This window comes from Amycolatopsis albispora, assembly GCF_003312875.1.
GTDB classification, from domain to species: Bacteria; Actinomycetota; Actinomycetes; order Mycobacteriales; family Pseudonocardiaceae; genus Amycolatopsis; species Amycolatopsis albispora.
In genome coordinates this window covers 2,488,440-2,509,975 of sequence record NZ_CP015163.1, presented here as the reverse complement: position 1 = coordinate 2,509,975, position 21,536 = coordinate 2,488,440, and the positions used below count along the sequence as shown (strand labels likewise).

Here is a 21,536-nt window from a genome sequence, read left to right as displayed (position 1 = left end):
ATGTCGTCACCGGCGCATGGCGGGCGCCCGGCTTTGTAGGAACCCCACAAGCCGCACTCGATCGCGGCGGCTGGCCAGCTCATTTCTTTGTGGTGGGCCCACCACTGTCCGGTGTGAGGTTGGTCGCAGCCAGGCCGGCGAGACCGTTGTCGTGGGCGAAGACCACCGCCTGCAGCCGGTCCCGCAGCTCCAGCTTCGCCAGAATCCGGGTGAGGTGGGTCTTCACCGTGGTCACGCTGATGAACAGCCGCCCGGCGATCTCGGCGTTGTTCAGCCCGCGCGCGACCAGCACCAGCACCTCGCGCTCGCGGCCGGTCAGCCGGGACAGCTTCGGATCGGGCTCGCGCCGCGGCGGCCCGGCCAGCTCGCGCGCCATCATCCGGTCGATCACCGAGGGCGCGAGCACGCGGTCGCCACGCAGCACCGCGCGCATCGCCACCAGCATCTCCTCGCCACCGGCGTCCTTGAGCAGGAAGCCGCCCGCACCGGCGCGGGTCGCGGCGAGCACGTACTCGTCGAGGTCGAAGGTGGTCAGCATGAGGACCTTGACCTCGCGGTCGGCCGCGCAGATCAGCTCGGTGGCGCGGACGCCGTCGAGCACCGGCATCCGCACGTCCATCAGCACCAGGTCCGGCCGCAGTTCCGCGGCCAGCTCGACGGCCCGCTGCCCGTTTTCCGCCTCGCCCGCGACGGTCAGGTCGGGCGCGCTGGAGACCACCATGCGCAGCCCGCCGCGCATCAGGGCCTGGTCGTCGCAGATGAGCACGCGGTGGGTCACCGGATTCACCCGGCCTCCAGCGGAAGGCGCGCGGCGACCCGGAACCCGCCACCGGCCGGTTCCGCGGTCAGCTCGCCGCCGAACATCGCCACTCGTTCCCGCATCCCGAGCACACCGTAACCGGCACCCCCGACAGCGGGCTCCCGGACGGCCCCGAACCCGGCGTCGTTGACCACGGACAGCCGGATCTCGCGGCCCGCGTCGCCGGGCTGCCCGAAGTCGACGGTCACCGTGCAGGACGCCCCGGACGGCGCGTACCGCAGCACGTTGGTCAGCGCCTCCTGCACGATGCGGTGCACGGTCATCGCCGCGCCCGGCGGCACCCCGTCGGCGCTGCCGAGCACGTCGAGCCGGGTGGCCACGCCCGCCGCCCTGGTCTGGTCGGCCAGCCCGGCGAGCGCCGCCGCCCCCGGCTGCGGTTCGATGCTCGCCTCGGCCTCGCGCAGCACGCCGAGCACGCGCCGGAGTTCGCCGATGGCCTCGCGGCCGGTCCCGCTGATCGCCTTGAGCGCCTCGTCCACGGCTGCCGGGTCCTGTCGTCCCAGCAGCCGGGCGCCTTCGGACTGCATCACCATGGTGCTCACCGCGTGCGCCACCACGTCGTGCATCTCGCGGGCGATCCTGGCGCGTTCCTCGGCGACGGCGGCCCTGGCCAGCGCGTCCCGCTTCTCCTGCGCCTCCCGCGCGCGGTCGCGGGCCTCGCCGAGCTGCTGCAACCGCACGCTGACCCCGTCGGCGACGGCCAGCGTGGCGACCAGGCACACCAGCAGCACGCCCAGCAGCACCGGCGTGCCGGTGGTCCAGCCCGCGAGCTTGAGCGACCACAGCGCGCACAGCACCACGGTCACCGCGACCGCGGGCCACAGCGCGCGCCGCGGCCCGTACACCGCCAGCCCGTAGACCAGCACCACCAGCGCCAGGTCGGCCGGGAGCAGGGTGTCGCGGGCCCCGCTGAAGGCGATCTGCCCGGCGAGCGCGGCCAGGCCGAACGCGGTGGCGGGCACCGGGTGCGTGCGGCGGAACGGCACCGGCAGGAGCAGCAGCACGCTGAACACCCGCACGTTCCAGCTCGCGTACGGCGAGAGCACCACCGGGGGCAATGAGAGCAGCGCGAGCAGCCCGACGAGGAACCAGTCGGTCACCATCGGGCGGGCCCGCACCCAGGACAGCAGCCTCCGCACCCGGCTACCTAACTACGCGTCCCGCCGCTTCGCGACCGAAATCGCGATGGCGAGCAGGGCCACCGCGAAGGTGGCGAAGTAGCCGAGCGAGCCCCAGTGCCCGAGCGGGCCGCCGTCGGCGCTGACGAACTGCGCCCCCGCGCGGAACGGCAGCCAGTCGCGCACGGCCGGGCCGAACTCCGGGATCAGGCCGAGCAGCATCTCGCCCTGCAGCACCCAGACCAGCAGCAGGGCGAGCGCACCGGCGGTCTGGCGCAACAGGATCCCGACGGCGACCGCGACCACCGCCGAGACCGCGTACAGCGGGCCGGAGCCGAGCACGGTGCGCCAGTCGCCGCCCGCGGCCAGCGCCGCGGTCCGGTCCGGCGCCAGCAGTTCGGCGGTCAGCCACGCGGCGGGCCCGGCGAGCAGCCCGGCCAGCCCGGCGGCCACGGCCACCACCACCGCCTTGGCGGCCAGCGCCGGGCCGCGGGCCGGTTCGGCCTGGAAGGTGGCGCGGATGGTGCCGAAGCGGTACTCCGTGGTCACCGCCAGCGCGGCGAGCACCACCACCACGGCCAGCGCGAGCTTGGTGCCGTTCTGCGTGGCCGGCACGGTCAGTTCGCTGTCCCCGGCGGCCGCCATCAGCCCGGCGGTGCCCACCACCAGCACGAAGGCGGCGACGAGGCACCACCACGGCGAGCGGGTGGAGAGCAGCTTGATGCGTTCGGAAGCGAGCAGGTTCATGGTTCAGACCGCCTGGTATTCGACCGCGTCACCGGTCAGCCGGAGGAACGCCTCTTCCAGCGAGCCGCGTTGCGGGCTCAGCTCGTGCAGGGCGATCCCGTTGTCGAAGGCCAGCTCGCCGAGCCGTGCACTGTCCATTCCGGACACCAGCAGGGCGTCGCCGTCGCGGGCGTATGCCGTGCGTTCGCCGCCGAGCACGGCCCCGAGCAGGTCGGTGCGCGGCGTGCGCACCCGCACCACGTTCTCCGCGGCGCGGCTGATGAACTCGTCGGTGGCGCACTGCGCGATCAGCCTGCCCTTGCCGATCACCACCAGGTCCTGCGCGGTCAGCGCCATCTCGGCGAGCAGGTGGCTGGACACCAGCACGGTGCGCCCCTCGCCGGCCAGCCGGTGCAGGAACTTCCGCACCCACAGCACACCTTCCGGGTCGAGCCCGTTCACCGGCTCGTCGAACAGCAGCACCCCGGGATCACCCAGGATGGCCGTGGCGATGCCGAGCCGCTGCGACATGCCCAGCGAGAACCCGCCCGCGCGCTTGCCGGCGACCTCGGTCAGCCCGACCATGTCGAGCACCTCGGCCGCACGCGTGCGGGGAATGCCGTTGGCCGCGGCCAGCCACTCCAGGTGGGCGCGCGCCGAGCGCTGCGGGTGCACCCAGCGCGCGTCGAGCAGGGCGCCGACCGTGCGCAGCGGGTGCTTGAGGTCCCGGTAGGGCCGCCCGTTCACCAGCGCGCGCCCGGATTCGGGCCGGTCCAGGCCCAGGATGATGCGCATCGTGGTGGACTTGCCCGCGCCGTTCGGCCCGAGGAACCCGGTTACCCGGCCGGGCCGCACGGTGAACGACAGGTCGTCCACCGCCTTCTTCGGGCCGTACCGCTTGGTCAGCCCGGTGGTCTCGATCATCGAAGCTCCTTTCCGCCTCGACGACCACCGTGCCGCGTGCGCGGCTCCCGCACGTCGGCGCGCGAGCCGCACCTGGTCGTCCCGGGAGAGGAGCTGCGCCTACGACCCGGGGAGGACACCGGTTCAGGCCAGGCGGGTGAGCCATTCGCGGAGCAGGGCGGTTTCGGCGGGGGAGAGGGAGTCCGAAGTGGACGGCAGGAGCGCGGCCAGGCGGGTGGCCGCGGCCGCGATCTCACCGCTGCCGGTTTCCGGGGCCGGGTCGCGGGTCAGGATGGCCGCGTGGATGGCGTCGCGCACCCGCGCCGAGTTCGCCGTGTCGAAGGACTCCGGCTGGCTGAGCACCATCAGCGCGAAGCCGACGTTGGCCGACATCACCATCTGCGCGGCGATCGGCGGCGGCACGCGCAGCCTGCCCGCCGCCGCGCACCGCTCGAGCACGCCGGTCAGCAACCGCATCGCCTCGGCCGCCGCCTCCGGGGGCGTGGTCACCGCCGGCGAGTGCATCAGGCGGTAGAAAGCCGGGTTCCGCACGGCGAACTGGACGTGGCTGTCCCAGCCGTCGCGCAGGTCCCGCACCGGGTCGTCCGACGCCTTCGCGGCGCGCTTCCCGGCCAGGTACCGCTCGAAGCCGTGGTCGACGACGGCCGAGAGCAGGCCTTCCTTGTCCCCGAAATGGCGGTACAGCGTGGGTGCGCCGACCCCGGCCGCCTCGCAGACCGCGCGAGTGGACACATCGGACACCGGGGAAGCGGCCAGCAGGTCGGCCGCGGCGGTGAGTATCGACGTTCGCGTGTCCACGGTAGCGATGGTACGTGAAAAAGGCATGCCCGGGACCTGGAACACGCATGGTGATCAGGAGGTTCCGCCGGGACCCCCTGACGGCGTAACGTTGAGCGACAGCTGTGCCGTCCGGTCGTTGTGGAGGGGTTGGGAAACGATGCGCGCGATGTGGAAGGGCTCGGTGTCCTTCGGGCTGGTCACCATCCCGATCCACCTGTACGCGGCCACGGAGAACAAGAACGTCTCCCTGCGGCAGGTGCACGAGGAGGACGGCGGCCGCATCCAGTACAAGCGGTTCTGCACGATCGACGGCAAAGAGGTGCCCTACAGCGAGATCGCCAAGGGGTACGAGCTGGACGACGGCGAGATGGTGGTGATCACCGACAGCGACCTCGCCGAGCTGCCGCTGTCCACTTCGAAGTCCATCGACGTGGTGGAGTTCGTGCCGCTGGAGTCGATCGACCCGATCTACTTCGACCGCACCTACTACCTCGAACCGCAGAAGTCGATGGCGAAGCCGTACGTGCTGCTGCGCGACGCGCTGCACAAGTCCGGTCACGTGGCGATCGCCAAGGTGGCGGTCCGCCAGCGCGAGTCGCTGGCGCTGCTGCGGGTGATCGGTGACGTGCTGGTGATGACCACCATGCTGTGGCCGGACGAGGTGCGGGCCGCCGACTTCCCGTTCCTGAACGAGGAGCCGCCGCAGATCCGCGACCAGGAGCTGGCCATGGCCGGTTCGCTGATCGACTCGCTGTCCGAGCCGGTGTTCGAGCAGGACAAGTACCGCGACCACTACCGCGAGGCGCTCGAAGCACTGATCGAGGCGAAGGCCGCGGGCAAGGAGACCACCACGGTCGCGGCACCCGCCGAGGAGGGCGAGGTCGTCGACCTGATGGCCGCGCTGCAGGCCAGCGTCAGCGAGGCGAAGAAGAGCCGGAAGGCCGACACGGAAACCACGGCGACCACGGCGAGCACCGAGAAGCCGAAGCGCAAGACCACGGCGAAGAAGAAGAGCGCCTGACGACACGCCGCGAGGTGGTCGCGGACCCGCGCGCGCCGGAGTGGTACCAAGGAACGATGGAATGCGCGACCTGTTCCGCGGGTCTCGACCACTGCCACGGCACCCTGGTGCTGCACGCCGAGTTCTCGGCGGAGTGCACCGAGCCGGGGTGCGCCGATCTGGGCCGGGCCCGCCACCTGCTGATCATCGACTGCCAGAGCCTCAACGGCGGCTGCACCTGCGCCGAAACCGAAACCCGCCTGCTCAGCGCCTGAGCGGGGTCATTCGCCGCGGATCACGACCACCGGGCAGCCCGCCCGCTCGATCACGGCCGACGAGGTGCTGCCGAGCAGCAGCTTGCTGAGCCCGCCGTGCCGGTGCGCGCCGACCACCACGGCGGCCGCGCCGGTTTCCGCGGCCAGCCGCACCAGGGTGTCGGCGACGGTGACGTCGTCGGCCACCGCGTGCCCGGTGGCGTCGAAGCCGTGCTCCACGGCCAGCCGGGCACCCGCCCTGGCCAGCTGCCGCGCGGTTTCGTAGGCGGCTTGGTCCACTTCGAGGCCGGTGCGGACGTCCACCGTGACCGGCGCGCCTTCGAGCCCGCTGATCGGCAGGTTCAGCGGGGAGAACGCCTGCCCGGCCTCCCAGACGGTGACCACCAGCGCGCGCCGGGCGCCGAGCAGCCTGGCCGCCTCGCGGATCGCGTGTTCCGCGGTGGGCGTGCCGTCGAAGCCGATCAGGATGCGCGCCTCGCTGTTCATGGTGTGCTCACCGTACGCCTGGCGCACGCGGGGGCAAGTAACCGACCGGAGCCTTGCGGGTTTCGCATGAACCACGCATACTTTCGCCAATCACGGCAAAAGTGATTCGCGCAGGCATCGTCGCCTCACGCGGGCGGTGGCCTGCACTCCCTTCCCCCGTTCGGTCCCCCACCGGTAGTGCCACCGCAGCGAAAGGTGTGCGCGATGTCCGTCCTTCCCCGTAATCTCCCCGGCAAACGCAGATCCGGCCGCTGGGCCGCCGCGGTGCTCGCCGTCGCCGCGGGCGCCAGCCTGGCCGTCGCCGCCCCGGCGGGCGGCAGCCCAGTCCCCGCCGCGACCCCGCTCGCCACCACCTTCGCCGACGAGTTCAACCTCCCGGCGGGCACGCCGGTCGACGGCGGCAAGTGGCAGCTGGAAACCGGTGACAACGTCAACAACCACGAGCGGCAGTACTACACGAACAGCACCAGCAACGCCGTCCACGACGGCCAGGGCAACCTGGTGATCACCGCGCGCCGCGAAAACCCCGGCAACTACCAGTGCTGGTACGGCCGGTGCGAGTACACCTCCGCGCGGCTCAACACCGCGGGCAGGTTCACCCAGGCGTACGGCCGGTTCGAAGCCCGCATCAAGATGTCACACGGTCAGGGGATGTGGCCGGCGTTCTGGTTGCTGGGCGACAACCTGGGCAGCGTCGGCTGGCCGGAATCCGGCGAGATCGACGTCATGGAGAACGTCGGGTTCGAGCCGTCCACCGTGCACGGCACGCTCCACGGTCCGGGCTATTCGGGCGCGGGCGGCATCGGTGCCGGGTACTCGATCGGCGGCCGGTTCGCCGACGCCTTCCACACCTTCGCCATCGACTGGGCGCCGAACCGGATCACCTGGTCGGTGGACGGCAACGTCTACCAGACGCGCACGCCCGCCGATCTGAACGGCCATCGCTGGGTGTTCGACCACCCGTTCTTCATGATCCTCAACCTCGCCGTCGGCGGGTACTGGCCGGGAGATCCGGACGGCAGCACGCCGTTCCCGAACCAGCTGCTGGTCGACTACGTGCGGGTGACCAGCGGCGGCGGTGGTTCCGGCGGCCAGATCACCGGTCTCGGCGGCAAGTGCCTCGACGTGGCGGGCGCGAACACCGCCAACGGCACCCCGGTCCAGATCACCGACTGCAACGGCAACGCCGCGCAGCACTGGACGATCGCCGGTGACGGCAGCATCCGCGCGCTCGGCAAGTGCCTGGACGTCTCCGGCGGATCCACCGCGGATGGCGCGGTGGTGCAGTTGTGGGACTGCAACGGCACCGGCGCGCAGCGCTGGGCCACCCCGGCGGCGAAGGACATCGTGAACATCGCCGCGGACAAGTGCCTGGACGTGATCGGCGGAAACGCCGCGAACGGCACCAGGACGCAGATCTGGACCTGCACCGGCGCGGCCAACCAGAAATGGAACATTCCCGCCTGACAACGGCGTCCGCGGGAAGCAGAGGGGCAGGGCCGGGCGACCCCCGGCCCTGCCCCGCGTGCGCTTCGTCGGGCACGATGGAGGACCATGGGGCAGAAGCAGGTCACCGAGGGCACCAGCCTGCGGGCGATTTTCTCGGGACGCCGTGGCTGGTTGCTGATCGCGCTGCTGTTCACCGAATTCGGCGGAGCCGTCCAGAGCATTTCCTATTCTTCGGTGCTGCCGATCGCCGCGGCGGAACTGCACGGCACCAGCCTGTACGGCGCCACGCTCGCCGCCGGTTCCTTCACCCAGATCCTGGTGCTGGCACTGGGGACCGCGCCGTTCGCGCGGCTGCGGCCGCTCGGCCTGCTGACCACGGCGACCGGGCTGTACGTGGTGGGCACGGTGTTGTCGGTCGGCGCGGTGGTGATGCCGATGATCCTGGCCGGTTCCGTGGTGCGCGGAATGGCGGGCGGCATGCTCGCCGGATTCGGGCTGTCGATTCTCGGCGGCCTGTTCGAGGACAAGGAACGCACGCGCGTCTACGGGCTGTTCGCGATGATGTGGCTGCTGCCGTCGATGATCGGCCCGGTGATCAACTCCGCGGTCACCGTCGCCTGGGGCTGGCGGGCCGCGCTCGCCTGGCCCGCGGTGCTGGTGCTCACCGGGCGGTTCCTGATCGGCAGGCAGATCGGCCTGGTGCCGTGGAAGCGCAGCACGTCGGTGCCGCCGTCGCCGCTCTGGTCGGCCGCGCTGCTGGGCGGGCTGCTGCTGGCGACCACGGCCACCGTGCCGCGTGGTGGCGCCGGGATCGCCCTGCTGGCCGGTGGCTGCCTGCTCGCCATGGTCGCGAGCCTGCGGATCCTCCGGCTCCAGATCGGGCCGGAACCGGTGCGGCTCGGCAAGGTCACGCTGCTGCACCTGCTGTCGCTGTGCTTCTTCGGCGGCGCGGGCATCGTTTCGCTCGCCGCGATCACCGGGCTCGGGCACGGCATCGTCGCCGGGACCACGGCCGTCGGCGCCGGGCTGCTCGCCTGGGCGCTGACCGGGTTCAAACCGGAACTGTTCGACCACCTGCGCCCGAAACCGCAGGTGACCGGGCTCATCCTGACCACGCTCGGCTTGCTCGCCGCGCTGCTCACGCAGGTGGCCATCGGCGGCACCCCGGCGCTGGCCGTGCTGATCGGCGGCTGGTTCGTCGCCGGCATGGGGATGGGCATCGCCTATCCGCGGTTTTCCGCTTCGGCGATGGACGACCTGCCGTCCGATCGGGTGCTCCCGGTGGCGACCGCGGTCGCGTTCGCCGAGGTCTCGGCCACCGCCATCGCCGGGTTCGTCGGCGGCGGTACCTATTCGCTGGCCCGTTCGCTCGGCCTCCCCGCGACCGGCGCGCTGGCCTGGGCCTTCGCCCTGCTCGCCGCGTTCGGTGTCGCGTCGCTCGTGCTGTACCGGCGGTTGTGGCGCGGGTGAAGCCACGGCTCCCGTCGCCGGTCACCGAACTCCGCGACGAACTGCTCACCGGCGTCACGGTTTTCCTCAAACGCGACGACCTCATCCATCCCGAATTCCCCGGCAACAAGTGGCGCAAGCTCAAGGGCAACATCGAAGCGGCACGGGAATGCGGTGCGGTGGTCACCTTCGGCGGCGCGTATTCCCATCACATCCGGGCGGTCGCCGCGGCGGGCGCCCGGTTCGGCCTGCGCACCACGGGTTTCATCCGCGGCGAAGAACACCTGCCGCTCAACGAAACCCTGGCCTACGCGGTGGCACGCGGAATGGAGTTGCACTACCTCGACCGCACCACCTACCGGGCGAAGAACGACCCGGAGTTCCTCGCCGGATTGCGGGCGCGTTTCGGTGAATTCCATTTGATCCCCGAAGGCGGCAGCAATGCGCTCGGCGTCCGCGGCTGCACCGAAATCGTGGCTGAGTTGGATTTCGCGTACGACGTGGTCTGCTGTGCTTGCGGCACCGGCGGCACCCTGGCCGGAATCGCGCGCGCGTTGCCCGCCGATCGGCAAGCGCTGGGATTCTCGGTGCTCAAGGGCGGCGGCTTCCTCCGCGACGACGTCGCCCGCCTCCAGCGCGCCGCTTTCGGCGAGGCGACGGGCAACTGGAGCATCGAACTCGGTTACCACTTCGGCGGTTATGCCAAGCAGAACAACGCCCTGACCGGATTCATCCGCGAATTCGAGGCGAAGCACGGCCTCACGCTCGACCGCGTCTACGAGGCGAAGATGATGTACGGCCTGTACGACCTCGTGCGGCAAGGGAAGTTCGCGCCCGGCACCAGGATCGTCGCGGTGATCGCCGGTTAGCGGACCAGCCGGTCGACCGGTACCACCGCGGCCATCGCCTCCATGCCCGCGTCGTTCGGGTGGAGGTGGTCACCGGAGTCGTAGGCCGCCCGCAGGCGCGTGGGCTGCGCGGGATCGGCGGTGGCGCGGTCGAAGTCGAGCACGCCGTCGTACTCGCCGGAGGTGCGGATGAACTTGTTGAGCGCCTGCCGGTCCGCCTCGCCATCGGGGGTGTAGTACCCGGCGCCTTCGAACGGCAGCAGCGTCGCGCCGTACACCTTCAGGCCCAGCGACTTCGCCCGCGCGATGAACTGCCGGTGCACCGAGATCAGGTCCTCGGCGAGCACCGCGCCCCGCGTGCCGCCGATGTCGTTGATGCCCAGCAGCAGCACCACCGCGCGCACCCCGCTCTGGCCGCTGACGTCGCGGTCGAACCGCGTCATCGCGCTCTGCCCGGCCGGGCCCTGCTCGGTGAGCAGCCGCGCGCCGCCGATGCCGGCGTTGAGCACGCCGTACTCGGCCCGCTCCGGTTTCGCCAGCACGCGCTCGGCGACCCGGTCGGGGTAGCGGTGGTTGCGGTCCACCGTGGTGATCGCGCCGTCGGTGATCGAGTCGCCGAAGAACACCGCCGAGCCCGCGCTCACCGTCCGCACGTCCACCGCGTCGAGCAGGAACCAGGAAGTACCCAATGGGGTGAACCCGGTGCCCTCGGCGGCGGTTTCGTTGCCGGGCGTGGTCCAGTTCGTGGCGAACGCCGAGCGGTGCTGGGTGAGCGGCCCGGTCGGCCCTGGCAGGTGCAGGGACACGGTCAGGTTCGCGCCGTCGGGCACGGTCAGGTCGATCGGGTCGGACACCCATTCCGCGCCGATCGGGATGGTGGTCGTCCGCTCGCCGCCGAAGCGCACCTGCCGCAGCGTGTCCTCGTCCACCCGGGAGCCGCCCTCGGCGTGCTGCAGGGCGACCGTGGCGGCACCGATCTGCAGCGTGGAGCTGCCGAACACGTTCGACAACCGCAGCCGGAGTTCGCTGCCCCCGACCGAAAGGTGCACCACCTGGCGCAGCGTGGTGTCGGTGAACCCGGTCAGCCCGGTTCCCGGCGAAGCGACGGTGACCCCGGTGGTCCACGAACCGACCCACGCCGGGCCCGTGCGCCCTTCCGGCGCGGTGGACGCGCCGGGAGCGGCGGTCAGCAGGAGGAGTCCGGCGGCGGCGAACACCGTGCCGCGGCGGAACCAGGACCGGAGCGAAGACGCGCGAGCTGGCATGCCGATCCCCTCAAGGCCGGTGGCTGCGGTGCCGGATCTTGATTTTCCGGCGCCCGCCGTTGATCGTCAACCGCCATCACGGCCAACGGGGGAAAGCCTGCCATGGCGTGTCCGGCGGCACGGCGCCGGACACGACCCCATATCGTGTTGGCGCGATCGCAGGAGGTGCGGCAGACCGTGCAAGGGGTCGACTACTACGAGCTGCTCGGGGTCCCCGAGAGCGCGTCGGCGACGGAGATCAAGTCGGCGTACCGTGCGCTGGCCAAGGCCATGCACCCGGACGCCGGTGGCACCTCGGACTCGTTCCGGCAGCTCCGCGAGGCCTACGAGACGCTGGCGGACCCGGAACGCCGTGCGGAGTACGACTTCGGCGAGCCGTGGGAACCCGACGAGGCGCCCGAACCGGTGCGGCCCGCGCGGTACCGCCGCTGGGAGTTCGAGGACGAGTACGAGCCGGTCTGCCCGCACCTCGACCCCGAGGAGATCCCGTGGTGGCCGCTGGTGGCGGCCCCTGGCGACCGGCTGCCGCGAGACGGCCGCGGGCACGCGCCGTGGGCGCTGGTCGCGGCCGGGGGACTGGCGCTGTGCCTGCCGATCCTGCTGCCGCTCGACGTCACCACGCCGGTGGTGGTCGCCTGGGTGCTGCTCGCCGCCATGGTCAGCGCCGCCTGCGCCTGGCTGGCCAGCGGGTACGCCGCCGATGTCAAGGCGGAGAAGGAACTGACCGCGGAGTTCGGCGACGCGGCGGTGTTCGGCCGCACCGGCGAGGACCCCGACCAGATCGGTGAACGGCTCACCGCCGAGCTGCTGGATCGCTACCTGACCAAGCTCCCCGGCCTGCGGGTGTTCCACAGCCTGGCGTGGCCCGGCTCGGTGTTCGCCGACACCGACCACGCCGTGCTGTGCGGCAGGCGGCTGGTGCTGATCGAGTCGAAGGTGTGGCCGCCGGGGCACTACGCGCTCGACGAAATGGGCGAGCTGACCCGCAACGGCAACCGGTTCCGCGGCGGCGGCACGAAGCTGCCCGAGGCGATCGCCGCCTTCGAGGACCTGCTGCCCGAGGTCGAGGTGCGGGGCGCGATGGTGCTCTACCCGAACCGCCCCGGCGAGATCACCACCGAGGACGACGACTGGATCGCGCCGCCGATGACGCCGGAGCAGTTCGTGCTGGAGATCGGCGACTGGCTGGCGGAAAAGCCCGCCGCGCTGGACCCCGCCGCCTTCCGCGCGGTCCGCGCCCAGGTGGTCTGAGCGCGCGGGCTCAGCTGTAGGTCCAGTGCCCGAGCCAGGCTTCGCGCCAGGCCACCGTCAGCTCGGCAATACCGTCCACTTCGGACTGGTCGGCCTGGTGCTTCCAGGCGTCCTCCAGCCGCGCGCACAGCCGCGACTCGCCGCGTTCCACGGCGGAGCCGCCGAACCGGTCCACCACCGCCCGCGGCACGCCGAGCTTTCCCTTGCCCCGCACCACGGACTGCTCGGTCGCCCGGCAGACCAGGTACTCCACCGACACCGCCTCGGCGTCCTCGCCGAGCACCTCCCGCAAGGCGCCGTACAGGCAGTCCAGCGGGGCGGCGAGCCCGTCACCGGAGAAGGCGATCCGCCACGACACCCACACCGCCATCATCTCGCCCGCGGCGGGCGGGCGGCAGGTGAACGCCGGGCCGAGAAAGGTCTGGTAGTCGCTGGCCGGGTGCGTGCGCTCGCGATCGGCCGGCTCGTCGGGAATGGCGTGCAGGCCGAGCCGGAAGAACAGCTTGCGCAGCAGTTCGTGGGGCCGCGACGGCACCTGGTCCGCGGCCAGCAGCTTGGCCAGGATCTTGTTCAGCCGGTCCGCGCTCACCCCTTCGATCGACAGCTGCAGGTGGATGAAGGCCAGGTCGTCGAGCGAGGTCCCGGTGCAGGCGGCCACGCCGACCTGCGGGTACCGCTGCAGGAAGGCGATGATCGCGTGCGTGGAGCCGACCCTGGCCGGTCCCGCGCAGGTCAGCGGCAGGCAGGTGCGCATCGGTTCGGCCTCGGCCGGTTCGGCCCGGCGCACGTCACGGCAGACCTCGAACCAGTTGCCCGGCCGGTGCCCCGGCCGGGTGTCGGCGAGCCAGAACCCGAAGCCGTAGTCCTCGCACAGCGCGCGCAGCCGGTCGCCCAGCTCGAACCGGCGCTCGGCGGAGGCGTCCGACAACGCGATCGAGAACCGCACCGCCAGCGAGGAACACGGCGACGGGGATTCCTTGCGGGTGCGGAGATCGTGCCCGCGCGTCTTGACCACGGTCGGCAGCTGGGCCGGGCACTGCAGGGTGAGCAGCGGCGCGCCGGCCACCCTGGCCGCGGTCTCGGAGATCTCCTTGGTCAGGTCGCGGACCGCGATCCCGTGCCAGTTCCGCGGTTCGCCGGGCTGCCGGTCCAGCACCACCAGTCCTTCGAAGGTGCGGGCCGACTCGTAGATGAAGGTCGGGTTCGGCAGCGCGGTGTGCCGGAACAGCCAGCCGTCGGCGAGCGGTTCCGGGCGCGAGCCGCCGCCGGGCTGGTCCTGGCCTTCGGTGGCGGCGCCGGTGCGCGTGCCGATCACCACGCCACCGCCGTTCGCCGCCGAGCACAGGGTCTCCACGAACACCGAATCCGGCGACAGCGCCAGTTCACGCAGATATCCCACGCGTGCCGCCACGTGGTGCACCTCGTAGTCCACTTTGGTCAGTGACTGCCGCGCGATCTCGAACCCGGCCCTGGCCAGGTCGGCGATGTTGCGGACCGAGGTTTCGCTCACTTCAGGCCGCCTTCGGGGCCGAAGCGGACGTTCGGCGGCAGCTGTTTCCTGGTGATCGGCCCGTTTCCGGCCCATTTCGGTGCTCCGATCCGGCTCAGCGGCATGCGCTCGTCCCGCCACGACCGCAGGCTGAACAGGATCAGCGCGGTCAGCACCGGGAGGACCACCGCGATGGTGAGGAAGACCTGCACCACCTCACCGCTGCTCTGCGCGGCGATCGCGGCGGCCAGCCCGGCGGGGGAGACGATGCAGAGCTGGCCCAGCGTGCGTGGCAGGGTCCGCAGGTAGGCGGCGACCGACCGGCGCGGTGGCAGCGCGAGCCGGGTGTAGAGGAAGCCGGGGACCAGCAGCAGCATGGTGATCACCGACTGCCCGTCACCGACGTTGCCCAGTGCCTCGGTGGCTTCCCGGCCGTACGGCAGCGGGCTGCCGACCAGCAACCAGCCCAGTCCCCACGCGGTCGCGGCCACGGCGAGCGCGTAGAACATGACGCTGCGCGGGCCCGCCTCCCCGGAATCCTTGAGCACCAGACCGGCGCGGATCCGCACCTGCTCGCCGTAACCGCCCGCACCGGCCGAGCGCCGCCAGTACGCCTGCGCCTGGTTGTCGGTGATGTTGCCGACCACCACCAGGTCCTGGCCGAGTTCGCGGGTGGTCACCTCCTCGGCGGCGGCCCGCAGGTTCTCCGCGTCGACCGCGGGATGCCGCAGCAGTGCGTTGTCGACGTCGTTGCCCGCCAGGCGCACCGCGTCGCCGGTGGTCGCGGCGGCGGCCAGCCGGTGGGTGACCGGCAGCGCGGCCTCCGCCAGCTCCACGCCGGACCGGCTGGCCTCCCACTTCCGGCGCCGCAGCAGATCGGCGAGCTGGCGCAGCACGGTCTGCGTCTGCAGTTCGAGGATCTTGCCCGCGGCGGACTTCCCGGCCGTGAGCGGGCGCTTGGCCAGCGACTTCAGGTCGGCGGCGAGGCTGCGCGCGAGCGGGCCGTCCGCGTCGGTGGTCAGGTACAGCCGCGTCAGGTCGACCTCGGGCGCGGTTCGCACCACCAGGTGGTAGGACCGCAGCGTGGCCGGGATCGTGGTGTCGTAGCGCGCGAAGTAGCCGCTGTGGCTGGCGCGCACGCGGCGCCAGTACTCGGCGAAGCGGCGCGGCCGGTCGTCGCTGACGTACAACGGGGTCTCGTAGCTCAGCCGGTGCTCGTCCACGGTGTCGTCCAGCGCGATCACCAGCAGGTAGTCGCGGACCGCCACGTCGAGCAGCTGCGCGTACTCCCGCAGCAGGTGCGCGTAACCGTCGAGAATGCGCAGCGCCATGTCACGGCACTGCCTGCCGTGCCCGGCCACCAGCCCTTCGGTGGGCTCGTGGGTGAACTCCTCGGCGGGGTGGTCGCGTTCGGTGAGCAGGGTGAGCAGCGCACGCTGCACCAGCCAGCGCGGTTCGTGCAGCCGGAACAGGAACGCGCTGAGGTCCTGCTTCGGCGAATGCGCGTGCTCGTCGCTGGCCAGGATCCCGCGCAGCAGGCGGTACAGGCCGGAGGCGAGCAGTCGCGAGGTCTCGTGCTGCGTCAGCCGCGGCAGCTGCTCGCCGGTGCCGTCGTGCACGTCGACGGGGGAGACGCTGCTGCGGGGCAGGCGGGCGATCGGCACCCAGAGCGTGGTGCCGCCGGGACGCGACGCGGTGCGCTCACCGTGTTCCTTGCCGATCAGGTCCTGGAGGTCCGCGGTCGCCTGCCGCTGGCCCTCGTCGAGCAGCTTGAGGCTGATGTCCACGTCGGTGGTGCGGCGGGCGGTGCCGTGCTCGACCACGGTCAGCCGCTCGGTCAGCCGCCGGACGTGGTTGAGCCGCAGCGCGGTGTCGAGCAGCGCCAGGCCGACCGCGGCGCCGTTGTGGGACAGGCGGGGCGGGGCACCGGGGATCGGTACCGTTTCGATCGCGTGCCGCAGGCTCGCCATCCCGTCCACGCTGCCCCCTCACGCTGTTCGGACCACTGTTCATCCCACATAGCTCGGGGCGGTGGCAAGAGCCGTGCGGAACCGGTCGAGCCGCGCGGTGTCCACCGGCGCGAGCGGCGGGCCGTCCGGGCCGGCCCAGCCGGTGACCGGGCTGATCCCGTGCAGGGCGTTGACCGCCCAGACCTCGGTGCCTTCGAGATCGGCGGGCAGCGCGTATTCCTCACTCAGCGGAATCCCGAGTTCGGCGACGGTCACCGACGGCAGCACCGGCAGGTCGCGAGCCGGGGCGCAGAGGTGGTCGCCGCGCCACCAGAGCAGGGCGGCGTGCGCGGTCTCCAGCACGCAGCCGGATTCGTCGAGGAGCAGCGCGTCGTCGGCGCCGGTTTCCTGCGCCCGCGCGCGGAGTTCGGTGAGCAGCGGAAGGTCGGGCCCCTTGAGCCGGGGGTGCCGGCGCACCACGGGCTCGGGCGGGATCCACAGCCGGGTTTCCGGGCGGGGCGGGGGAGCCGGGCGCAGCCAGAACACCAGCGAGCCGTCGGCGTGTGCCTCCACCCGCGGGAACCAGCGCTCGCGCACGGGCAGCTCGGCGACCATCGCCGCCCAGAATCTGTCCACAGAGGACTCACTGACCCTGGCGAGCGTGGTCGCACCCCGGGTGAACCGCGCGCGGTGGCGGCGCAGGCCGCGGACCGCGCCCCGGTCGAGCAACCAGGAATCCACCACGAGAGCGTCCGACGGCGGAACTTCCGTGGGCACCAGCCCGCCGGCCCACGTCCACCGGCGGCGATCGCTCATCCCCCGAAAATACCCAGTGGCCCCGCCAGATCGCCAGCACCAGCCGAACGCCCTCAACCCGATGTCACGAATGTGGCTTTCGAGACGTTTCGCGTCTCGAAAGCCACATTCGTGACAGTCGCTTCAGGGAACGGCCCAGCGGTCCCGGGCGCGCTAGTGGTCCCGGTGCGTGGCCAGCCGCGCCAGGGTTTCCAGGCCGATCGCGGCCCGGCGCTCCGGACGCGCCGCGCGCAGCCGCGCGCGTGCCTCCCCGAGCAGATCGTCCGCCTGCGCCCGGCACCACGCCCGGCCACCCGCCAGCTCCACCAGGTCGGCCGCCCTGGCCAGCTCCGCCTCGGTCAGCGCATCGGCCTGGTACAACTCCGCCAGCTCCCGCCCGGCCGGGGTGCCCGAGGTCAGCGCGGACACCACCGGCAGCGACTTCTTGCGGCTGCGCAGGTCGTTGTGCACCGGTTTCCCGGTCACCGCCGGATCGCCCCAGATGCCGAGCAGGTCGTCGATGAACTGGAAGGCCAGCCCGAGCTGGTCGCCGAACAACCGCAGTTCGCCGGCCCGTTCCGGCGTGGCGCCCCCGGCCAGTGCGCCGAGCGCGCACGAAGCGCCCACCAGCGAGCCGGTCTTGCGTTCGGCCATCCGGACGCATTCCGGTACCACCACGTCGATCCGCGTCTCGAACGACAGATCGGCGATCTGCCCCTCGACGAGGTCCTGCACCGCGTTCCCGAGCACGCGCAGCGCGGGCTGCCCGCTCGGCGCCAGCACGTCCATCGCCAGCGTGAGCAGCGCGTCCCCGGCGAGAATGGCCGCGCCGGTGCCGAAGACGTGCCAGGCGGTCGCGCGGTGCCGCCTGGTCACGTCCCCGTCCATCACGTCGTCGTGCAGCAACGAGAAGTTGTGCACCAGCTCGACCGCCACGGCCGCGGGCACCGCGCCCGGCCCGCCGCCCACCGCCTCGGCGCACAGCAGCACCAGCGCGGGCCGCAGCGCCTTGCCGCCGTCACCGTCGGCCGGCGCGCCGGTTTCGTCGAGCCAGCCGAAGTGGTACCCGGCGATGCGCCGCAGCGAGCCCGGCAGGGTGTCCACCGCCGCCCGGAGCGCCGGCTGGACCGAGGCCCGGCTCCAGGCCAGGATCTCGCCCGCGGTGCGCGGGTCGCCAATTGTTTCCACAGTGGACATTCGAGCGCCCTCCGGTCAGCGGGTGATCTCGACGTTCTCCAGCACACCCAGCGCGTCCGGCACCAGTACGGCCACCGAGAAGTAGGCGCTGACCAGGTAGGAGATGATGCCCTGGTCGTTGACGCCGGTGAACCGCACGCTCAGCCCCGGCTCGTACTCCTCGGGCAGCCCGGTCTGGTGCAGCCCGACCACGCCGTGCGCGTCCTCACCGGTGCGCATGGCCAGGATCGACGAGGTGCCGCCGTCGCTGATCGGGAACTTGTTCGACGGCAGGAACGGCACCCCGCGCCACGCGTGCACCGGCTTGCCGTCGAGCTGCTTGCCCTCGGGATAGATACCGCGCTTGTTGCATTCGCGGCCGAACGCGGCGATGGTCCGCGGATGCGCCAGGAACAGCTCGGTCTTGCGGCGGCGGCTGAGCAGTTCGTCGAGGTCGTCGGGGGTGGGCGGGCCGGTGCGGGTGTGGATGCGCTGTTTGAGGTCGGCGTTGTGCAGCAGGCCGAATTCGCGGTTGTTGATCATCTCGTGTTCCTGCCGCTCGCGCAGGGCTTCCACGGTCAGCCGCAACTGCTGCTCGGTCTGGTTCATCGGCTGGTTGTAGAGATCGGCGACGCGGCTGTGCACGCGGAGCACGGTCTGCGCGACGCTGAGCTGGTACTCGCGCGGGGACTGCTCGTAGTCGACGAACGTGGACGGCAGCTCGGCTTCGCCCTCGTGCCCGGAAGCGAGGTCGATCGCCGCTTCACCGTGCTTGTTCTGCGCCTTCTTGGGATTCGCGGCCACCCGCTCCAGATGCGCGCGCAGGCTTTCGGAACGGTCGAGCAGCGCATCGACCTCGCTGCGGGACAGCGAAAGCACCGTGCACGGGGTGACCGCCTTGACGGTGAACTCCCAGATGCCGTCCGGCTCGAGCAGCACCTGGTTGCCGAGGTGGTCGCCGTCGGCCAGCACGCCGAGCACGGTCAGGTCGCCGTACTGGCCGGTGCCGAGCTTGTTCACCTTGCCGTGCGCGATCAGCAGCACCTGGTCGGCCTGGTGGCCGAACTCGGCGATCACGTCACCGGGCGCGAACTCCTGCTGCCGGAACCGGTCGGCGATCCCGTTGAGGATCTCGTTGTCCTCGGCGTCTTCGAAGTCGCGCAACGCGGGCAGCTCACGCAGTTCCTGCGGGATCACCCGGATGTCCGACCCGGTGTTGGTGAAGGTGACGCGGCCGTCGCCGACGGCGTAGCTGAGCCTGCGGTTCACCCGGTAGGAACCGCCCGGCACGTCCACCCACGGCAGCATCCGCAGCAGCCAGCGCGGCGAGATGCCCTGCATCTGCGGCACGGACTTGGTGGTGGTGGCCAGGTTCCGCGCGGCCGCGGTCCCCAGGCTCTGCTGCTTCGGCTGTCCGGTGTCCACCCCGAGATCGGGTTCGGTGACTGTCATATCGCCTTCCTGGGTCGTGCCGGCATTCCTGGACCGCGGGTGCGCGGTGCGCCGCGCACCCGCGCGGGTGGGGTCAGCCTTCGCGGCCGATTTCCACGTTCTCCAGCACGCCGAGCGCGTCGGGCACCAGGATCGCGGCGGAGTAGTAGGCGCTGACCAGGTAGGAGATGATCGCCTGGTCGTTGATGCCCATGAAGCGCACCGACAACCCCGGCTGGTACTCGTCGGGGATGCCCGTCTGGTGCAGGCCGATCACGCCCTGGGCCGCTTCGCCGGTCCGCATCAGCAGGATCGAGCTGGTGCGGGTGTCGCTGACCGGGATCTTGTTGCACGGCAGGATCGGCACGCCGCGCCACGCGGGCACGCGGTGGCCTTCGATCTCGGCGCCGGTCGGGTAGAGCCCGCGCCGGTTGAACTCGTGGCCGATCGAGGCGATGGTGCGCGGGTGGGCGAGGAAGACCGCGGGGTCCTTCCACACCAAGGCGAGCAGTTCGTCGAGGTCGTCGGGGGTGGGCGGGCCGGTGCGGGTGTGGATGCGCTGTTTGAGGTCGGCGTTGTGCAGCAGGCCGAATTCGCGGTTGTTGATCATCTCGTGTTCCTGCCGCTCGCGCAGGGCCTCGATGGTCAGCCGCAACTGCTGCTCGGTCTGGTTCATCGGCTGGTTGTAGAGGTCGGCGACGCGGCTGTGCACCCGCAGCACGGTCTGCGCCACGCTCAGCTCGTATTCGCGGGGGGTGAGTTCGTAGTCGACGAAGGTGGACGGCAGATCCGGCTCGCCCTCGTGGCCGGAGGACAGGTTGATCTCGGCTTCGCCGTGGTCGTTCTGCGGCCGGGTGCGGGTGCTCAGCGACCGCCGGACGTGCTCACGCAGTGCTTCCGAACCGCCGTTCAGCTCACCGAGCGACTGTGCCCGCAGGGTCAGCACGATGCACGGGGTGACGGCCTTGACGGTGAACCCCCACTGGGCCTGCTCCCCGGAAAGCACCTCGTCACCGAGGTATTCGCCGTCGGCGAGCACACCGAGCACGGTCTGGTCGCCGTAGCGGCCCCGGCCGATCCGGTTCACCTTGCCGTGTGCGATCAGCAGCACCTGGTCGACCGGGCGGCCCTCTTCGACGATCACGTCGCCGGGCTGGAACTCCTGCTGCTGGAACCGGTTCGCCAGCGCGGCGAGCAGGTCGTCGTCCTCGAAGCCGCGCAGGGTGGGCAGTTCGCGCAGCTCCTGCGGGATGACCCGGACCTCCGAGCCGGTGTTGGTGAAGCTGACCCGGCCGTCGCCGAGGGTGTAGCTCAGCCGCCGGTTCACCCGGTACGCGCCGCCCTGCGCCTGCACCCAGGGCAGCACCCGCAGCAGCCAGCGCGAGGAGATGCCCTGCATCTGCGGCACGGACTTGGTGGTGGTGGCCAGATTTCGGGCGGCCGCGGTACCCAGGCTCGACTGGGGCCGTCCCTCCCCGACATCCGGCTCGGCCGACTCGGTCACAGTCACTGCGAATCCACCCATCCTTGGTCTGTGTGTTCTGTGGTCGTGTTCTGTGCTCGGAAAGTCGTCACCGGCACGGTGAAATACCCGCCCGCAATCCACTGATCGGCGAGTCGGGGCGGTAATGAGAAGGTGAAGGTTTTCCGATGCCGATCCCGGTGATCGGACCGGGGCTCGACGTCAGCGACGGTAGCACCGGGCGTGGTGACACGGGAGTCACCCGAAAGTGCTTTCGGGCAAATGAGTTAGTGCATTCCGGAATTCCCCCGGAATGACGCTGACCACAGTTTTCGGCGAACCCACGGTAACGGCCGGTGGACGCCGGTGCACGGACGGCCCAGTTCGGCTGCCGGTAATCGGCTGTTCGGGGGGTGCGCAGGCCCGCCCGGCGGCAGCGGACTGCCCCGAACGGGCCGCTCGCGGCGGCCGGGTGGCGGCGCTGCGCGACTGTCCGGAGTGGAGGATCCGGTGGTGCGGGGGGCGATTTCGGTGACTGCAGGTGAGCGTCGGCCCCTCGGTCGGACTAGCGGTGAATCGGTCGTGGCCCGGCGACCGGGGCCGACTGCTCGTGCCGGTTCACCGGTACTCGCGGAAATGCTCCGAATCGGTGGTGGGATTGGCCGCCTGCAATCAACAGGATGAACTGGCTCATGCTGCCTTGTGGGTCCGCCTATCGGTGGATAGCTTGGTGCGCGGCCTGCCTCGCAAAGGGGAGCCGGTGGATTTTCACCAAATCGCGTGATTGCGCGAAAAATCGTTCGGGAGGCACTGGGACAACTGTTCGCGCTGTCATTTTCAGGC

19 protein-coding genes are annotated in these 21,536 nt (G+C 71.3%); 6 read left to right on the top strand and 13 right to left on the bottom strand.

Annotation, left to right across the window (positions count from 1 at the left end):
* Positions 1-79: 79 nt before the first annotated feature.
* The 5 genes from A4R43_RS11720 to A4R43_RS11700 form a co-directional block, all read right to left on the bottom strand.
* Complete coding sequence (locus A4R43_RS11720) at positions 80-778, bottom strand: response regulator (protein ID WP_113697512.1); 699 nt, start codon at positions 776-778, stop codon at positions 80-82.
* A 5-nt stretch (positions 779-783) separates the two neighbouring features.
* Positions 784-1,959 (bottom strand): sensor histidine kinase, encoded by a 1,176-nt coding sequence (locus tag A4R43_RS11715; protein ID WP_113692367.1) that lies wholly within the window; start codon positions 1,957-1,959, stop codon positions 784-786.
* Between the two features lie 12 nt (positions 1,960-1,971).
* The gene (locus A4R43_RS11710) at positions 1,972-2,685 is read right to left on the bottom strand and encodes a hypothetical protein (protein ID WP_113692366.1); all 714 of its coding nucleotides are present in this window, start codon (positions 2,683-2,685) and stop codon (positions 1,972-1,974) included.
* A gap of 3 nt (positions 2,686-2,688) precedes the next feature.
* Positions 2,689-3,588, bottom strand: coding sequence for an ATP-binding cassette domain-containing protein (locus A4R43_RS11705; RefSeq protein ID WP_113692365.1), 900 nt, complete (start codon positions 3,586-3,588; stop codon positions 2,689-2,691).
* Between the two features lie 123 nt (positions 3,589-3,711).
* Complete coding sequence (locus A4R43_RS11700; RefSeq protein ID WP_113692364.1) at positions 3,712-4,386, bottom strand: TetR/AcrR family transcriptional regulator; 675 nt, start codon at positions 4,384-4,386, stop codon at positions 3,712-3,714.
* Between the two features lie 139 nt (positions 4,387-4,525).
* Here A4R43_RS11700 and ku point away from each other — a divergent pair, with 139 nt between their 5' ends.
* Entirely contained in the window at positions 4,526-5,389 is an 864-nt protein-coding gene (ku, locus tag A4R43_RS11695; protein ID WP_113692363.1) for a non-homologous end joining protein Ku, read from the top strand.
* Between the two features lie 56 nt (positions 5,390-5,445).
* The gene (locus A4R43_RS11690; protein WP_113692362.1) at positions 5,446-5,643 is read left to right on the top strand and encodes a hypothetical protein; all 198 of its coding nucleotides are present in this window, start codon (positions 5,446-5,448) and stop codon (positions 5,641-5,643) included.
* A 6-nt stretch (positions 5,644-5,649) separates the two neighbouring features.
* On the opposite strand, the gene A4R43_RS11685 is transcribed toward A4R43_RS11690, so the two are convergent.
* Positions 5,650-6,129 carry a universal stress protein gene (locus A4R43_RS11685; protein ID WP_162788412.1) on the bottom strand — a complete coding sequence of 160 codons (480 nt, stop codon included), beginning with the start codon at positions 6,127-6,129 and terminating at the stop codon, positions 5,650-5,652.
* A gap of 204 nt (positions 6,130-6,333) precedes the next feature.
* Here A4R43_RS11685 and A4R43_RS11680 point away from each other — a divergent pair, with 204 nt between their 5' ends.
* The 3 genes from A4R43_RS11680 to A4R43_RS43925 all read left to right on the top strand — a co-directional run bounded on the left by A4R43_RS11680 (position 6,334) and on the right by A4R43_RS43925 (position 9,896).
* Positions 6,334-7,596 (top strand): glycoside hydrolase family 16 protein, encoded by a 1,263-nt coding sequence (locus A4R43_RS11680; RefSeq protein WP_113692360.1) that lies wholly within the window; start codon positions 6,334-6,336, stop codon positions 7,594-7,596.
* Positions 7,597-7,683: 87 nt separating this feature from the next.
* Positions 7,684-9,048, top strand: a complete 1,365-nt coding sequence (locus A4R43_RS43930; RefSeq protein WP_113692359.1) for an MFS transporter — start codon at positions 7,684-7,686, stop codon at positions 9,046-9,048.
* Positions 9,045-9,896 (top strand): 1-aminocyclopropane-1-carboxylate deaminase/D-cysteine desulfhydrase, encoded by an 852-nt coding sequence (locus A4R43_RS43925; RefSeq protein ID WP_236808920.1) that lies wholly within the window; start codon positions 9,045-9,047, stop codon positions 9,894-9,896. Before A4R43_RS43930 ends, A4R43_RS43925 begins: the two co-directional genes overlap by 4 nt.
* Here A4R43_RS43925 and A4R43_RS11665 read toward each other — a convergent pair.
* Positions 9,893-11,140, bottom strand: a complete 1,248-nt coding sequence (locus A4R43_RS11665) for an SGNH/GDSL hydrolase family protein (RefSeq protein ID WP_113692357.1) — start codon at positions 11,138-11,140, stop codon at positions 9,893-9,895. The genes A4R43_RS43925 and A4R43_RS11665 overlap by 4 nt on opposite strands.
* A gap of 147 nt (positions 11,141-11,287) precedes the next feature.
* Here A4R43_RS11665 and A4R43_RS11660 point away from each other — a divergent pair, with 147 nt between their 5' ends.
* On the top strand, positions 11,288-12,391 hold the full coding sequence (locus A4R43_RS11660; RefSeq protein ID WP_418190816.1) for a J domain-containing protein: 1,104 nt from the start codon (positions 11,288-11,290) through the stop codon (positions 12,389-12,391).
* A 10-nt stretch (positions 12,392-12,401) separates the two neighbouring features.
* Here the strand turns inward: A4R43_RS11660 and A4R43_RS11655 are convergent, their stop codons facing one another.
* The 6 genes from A4R43_RS11655 to A4R43_RS11630 form a co-directional block, all read right to left on the bottom strand.
* A complete protein-coding gene (locus A4R43_RS11655; RefSeq protein ID WP_113692356.1) occupies positions 12,402-13,901 on the bottom strand; it encodes a hypothetical protein in 1,500 nt (499 codons plus the stop codon).
* Complete coding sequence (locus A4R43_RS11650; RefSeq protein ID WP_236809198.1) at positions 13,898-15,850, bottom strand: hypothetical protein; 1,953 nt, start codon at positions 15,848-15,850, stop codon at positions 13,898-13,900. Before A4R43_RS11650 ends, A4R43_RS11655 begins: the two co-directional genes overlap by 4 nt.
* Positions 15,851-15,889: 39 nt before the next feature.
* A complete protein-coding gene (locus A4R43_RS11645) occupies positions 15,890-16,645 on the bottom strand; it encodes an aminotransferase class IV (RefSeq protein ID WP_113692354.1) in 756 nt (251 codons plus the stop codon).
* A 153-nt stretch (positions 16,646-16,798) separates the two neighbouring features.
* The gene (locus tag A4R43_RS11640; RefSeq protein WP_113692353.1) at positions 16,799-17,821 is read right to left on the bottom strand and encodes a family 2 encapsulin nanocompartment cargo protein polyprenyl transferase; all 1,023 of its coding nucleotides are present in this window, start codon (positions 17,819-17,821) and stop codon (positions 16,799-16,801) included.
* A gap of 15 nt (positions 17,822-17,836) precedes the next feature.
* Positions 17,837-19,252: a family 2B encapsulin nanocompartment shell protein gene (locus A4R43_RS11635; protein ID WP_113692352.1), complete on the bottom strand. Its 1,416-nt coding sequence runs from the start codon at positions 19,250-19,252 to the stop codon at positions 17,837-17,839.
* Positions 19,253-19,325: 73 nt separating this feature from the next.
* Complete coding sequence (locus A4R43_RS11630) at positions 19,326-20,741, bottom strand: family 2B encapsulin nanocompartment shell protein (protein WP_236808919.1); 1,416 nt, start codon at positions 20,739-20,741, stop codon at positions 19,326-19,328.
* Positions 20,742-21,536 lie beyond the last annotated feature (795 nt).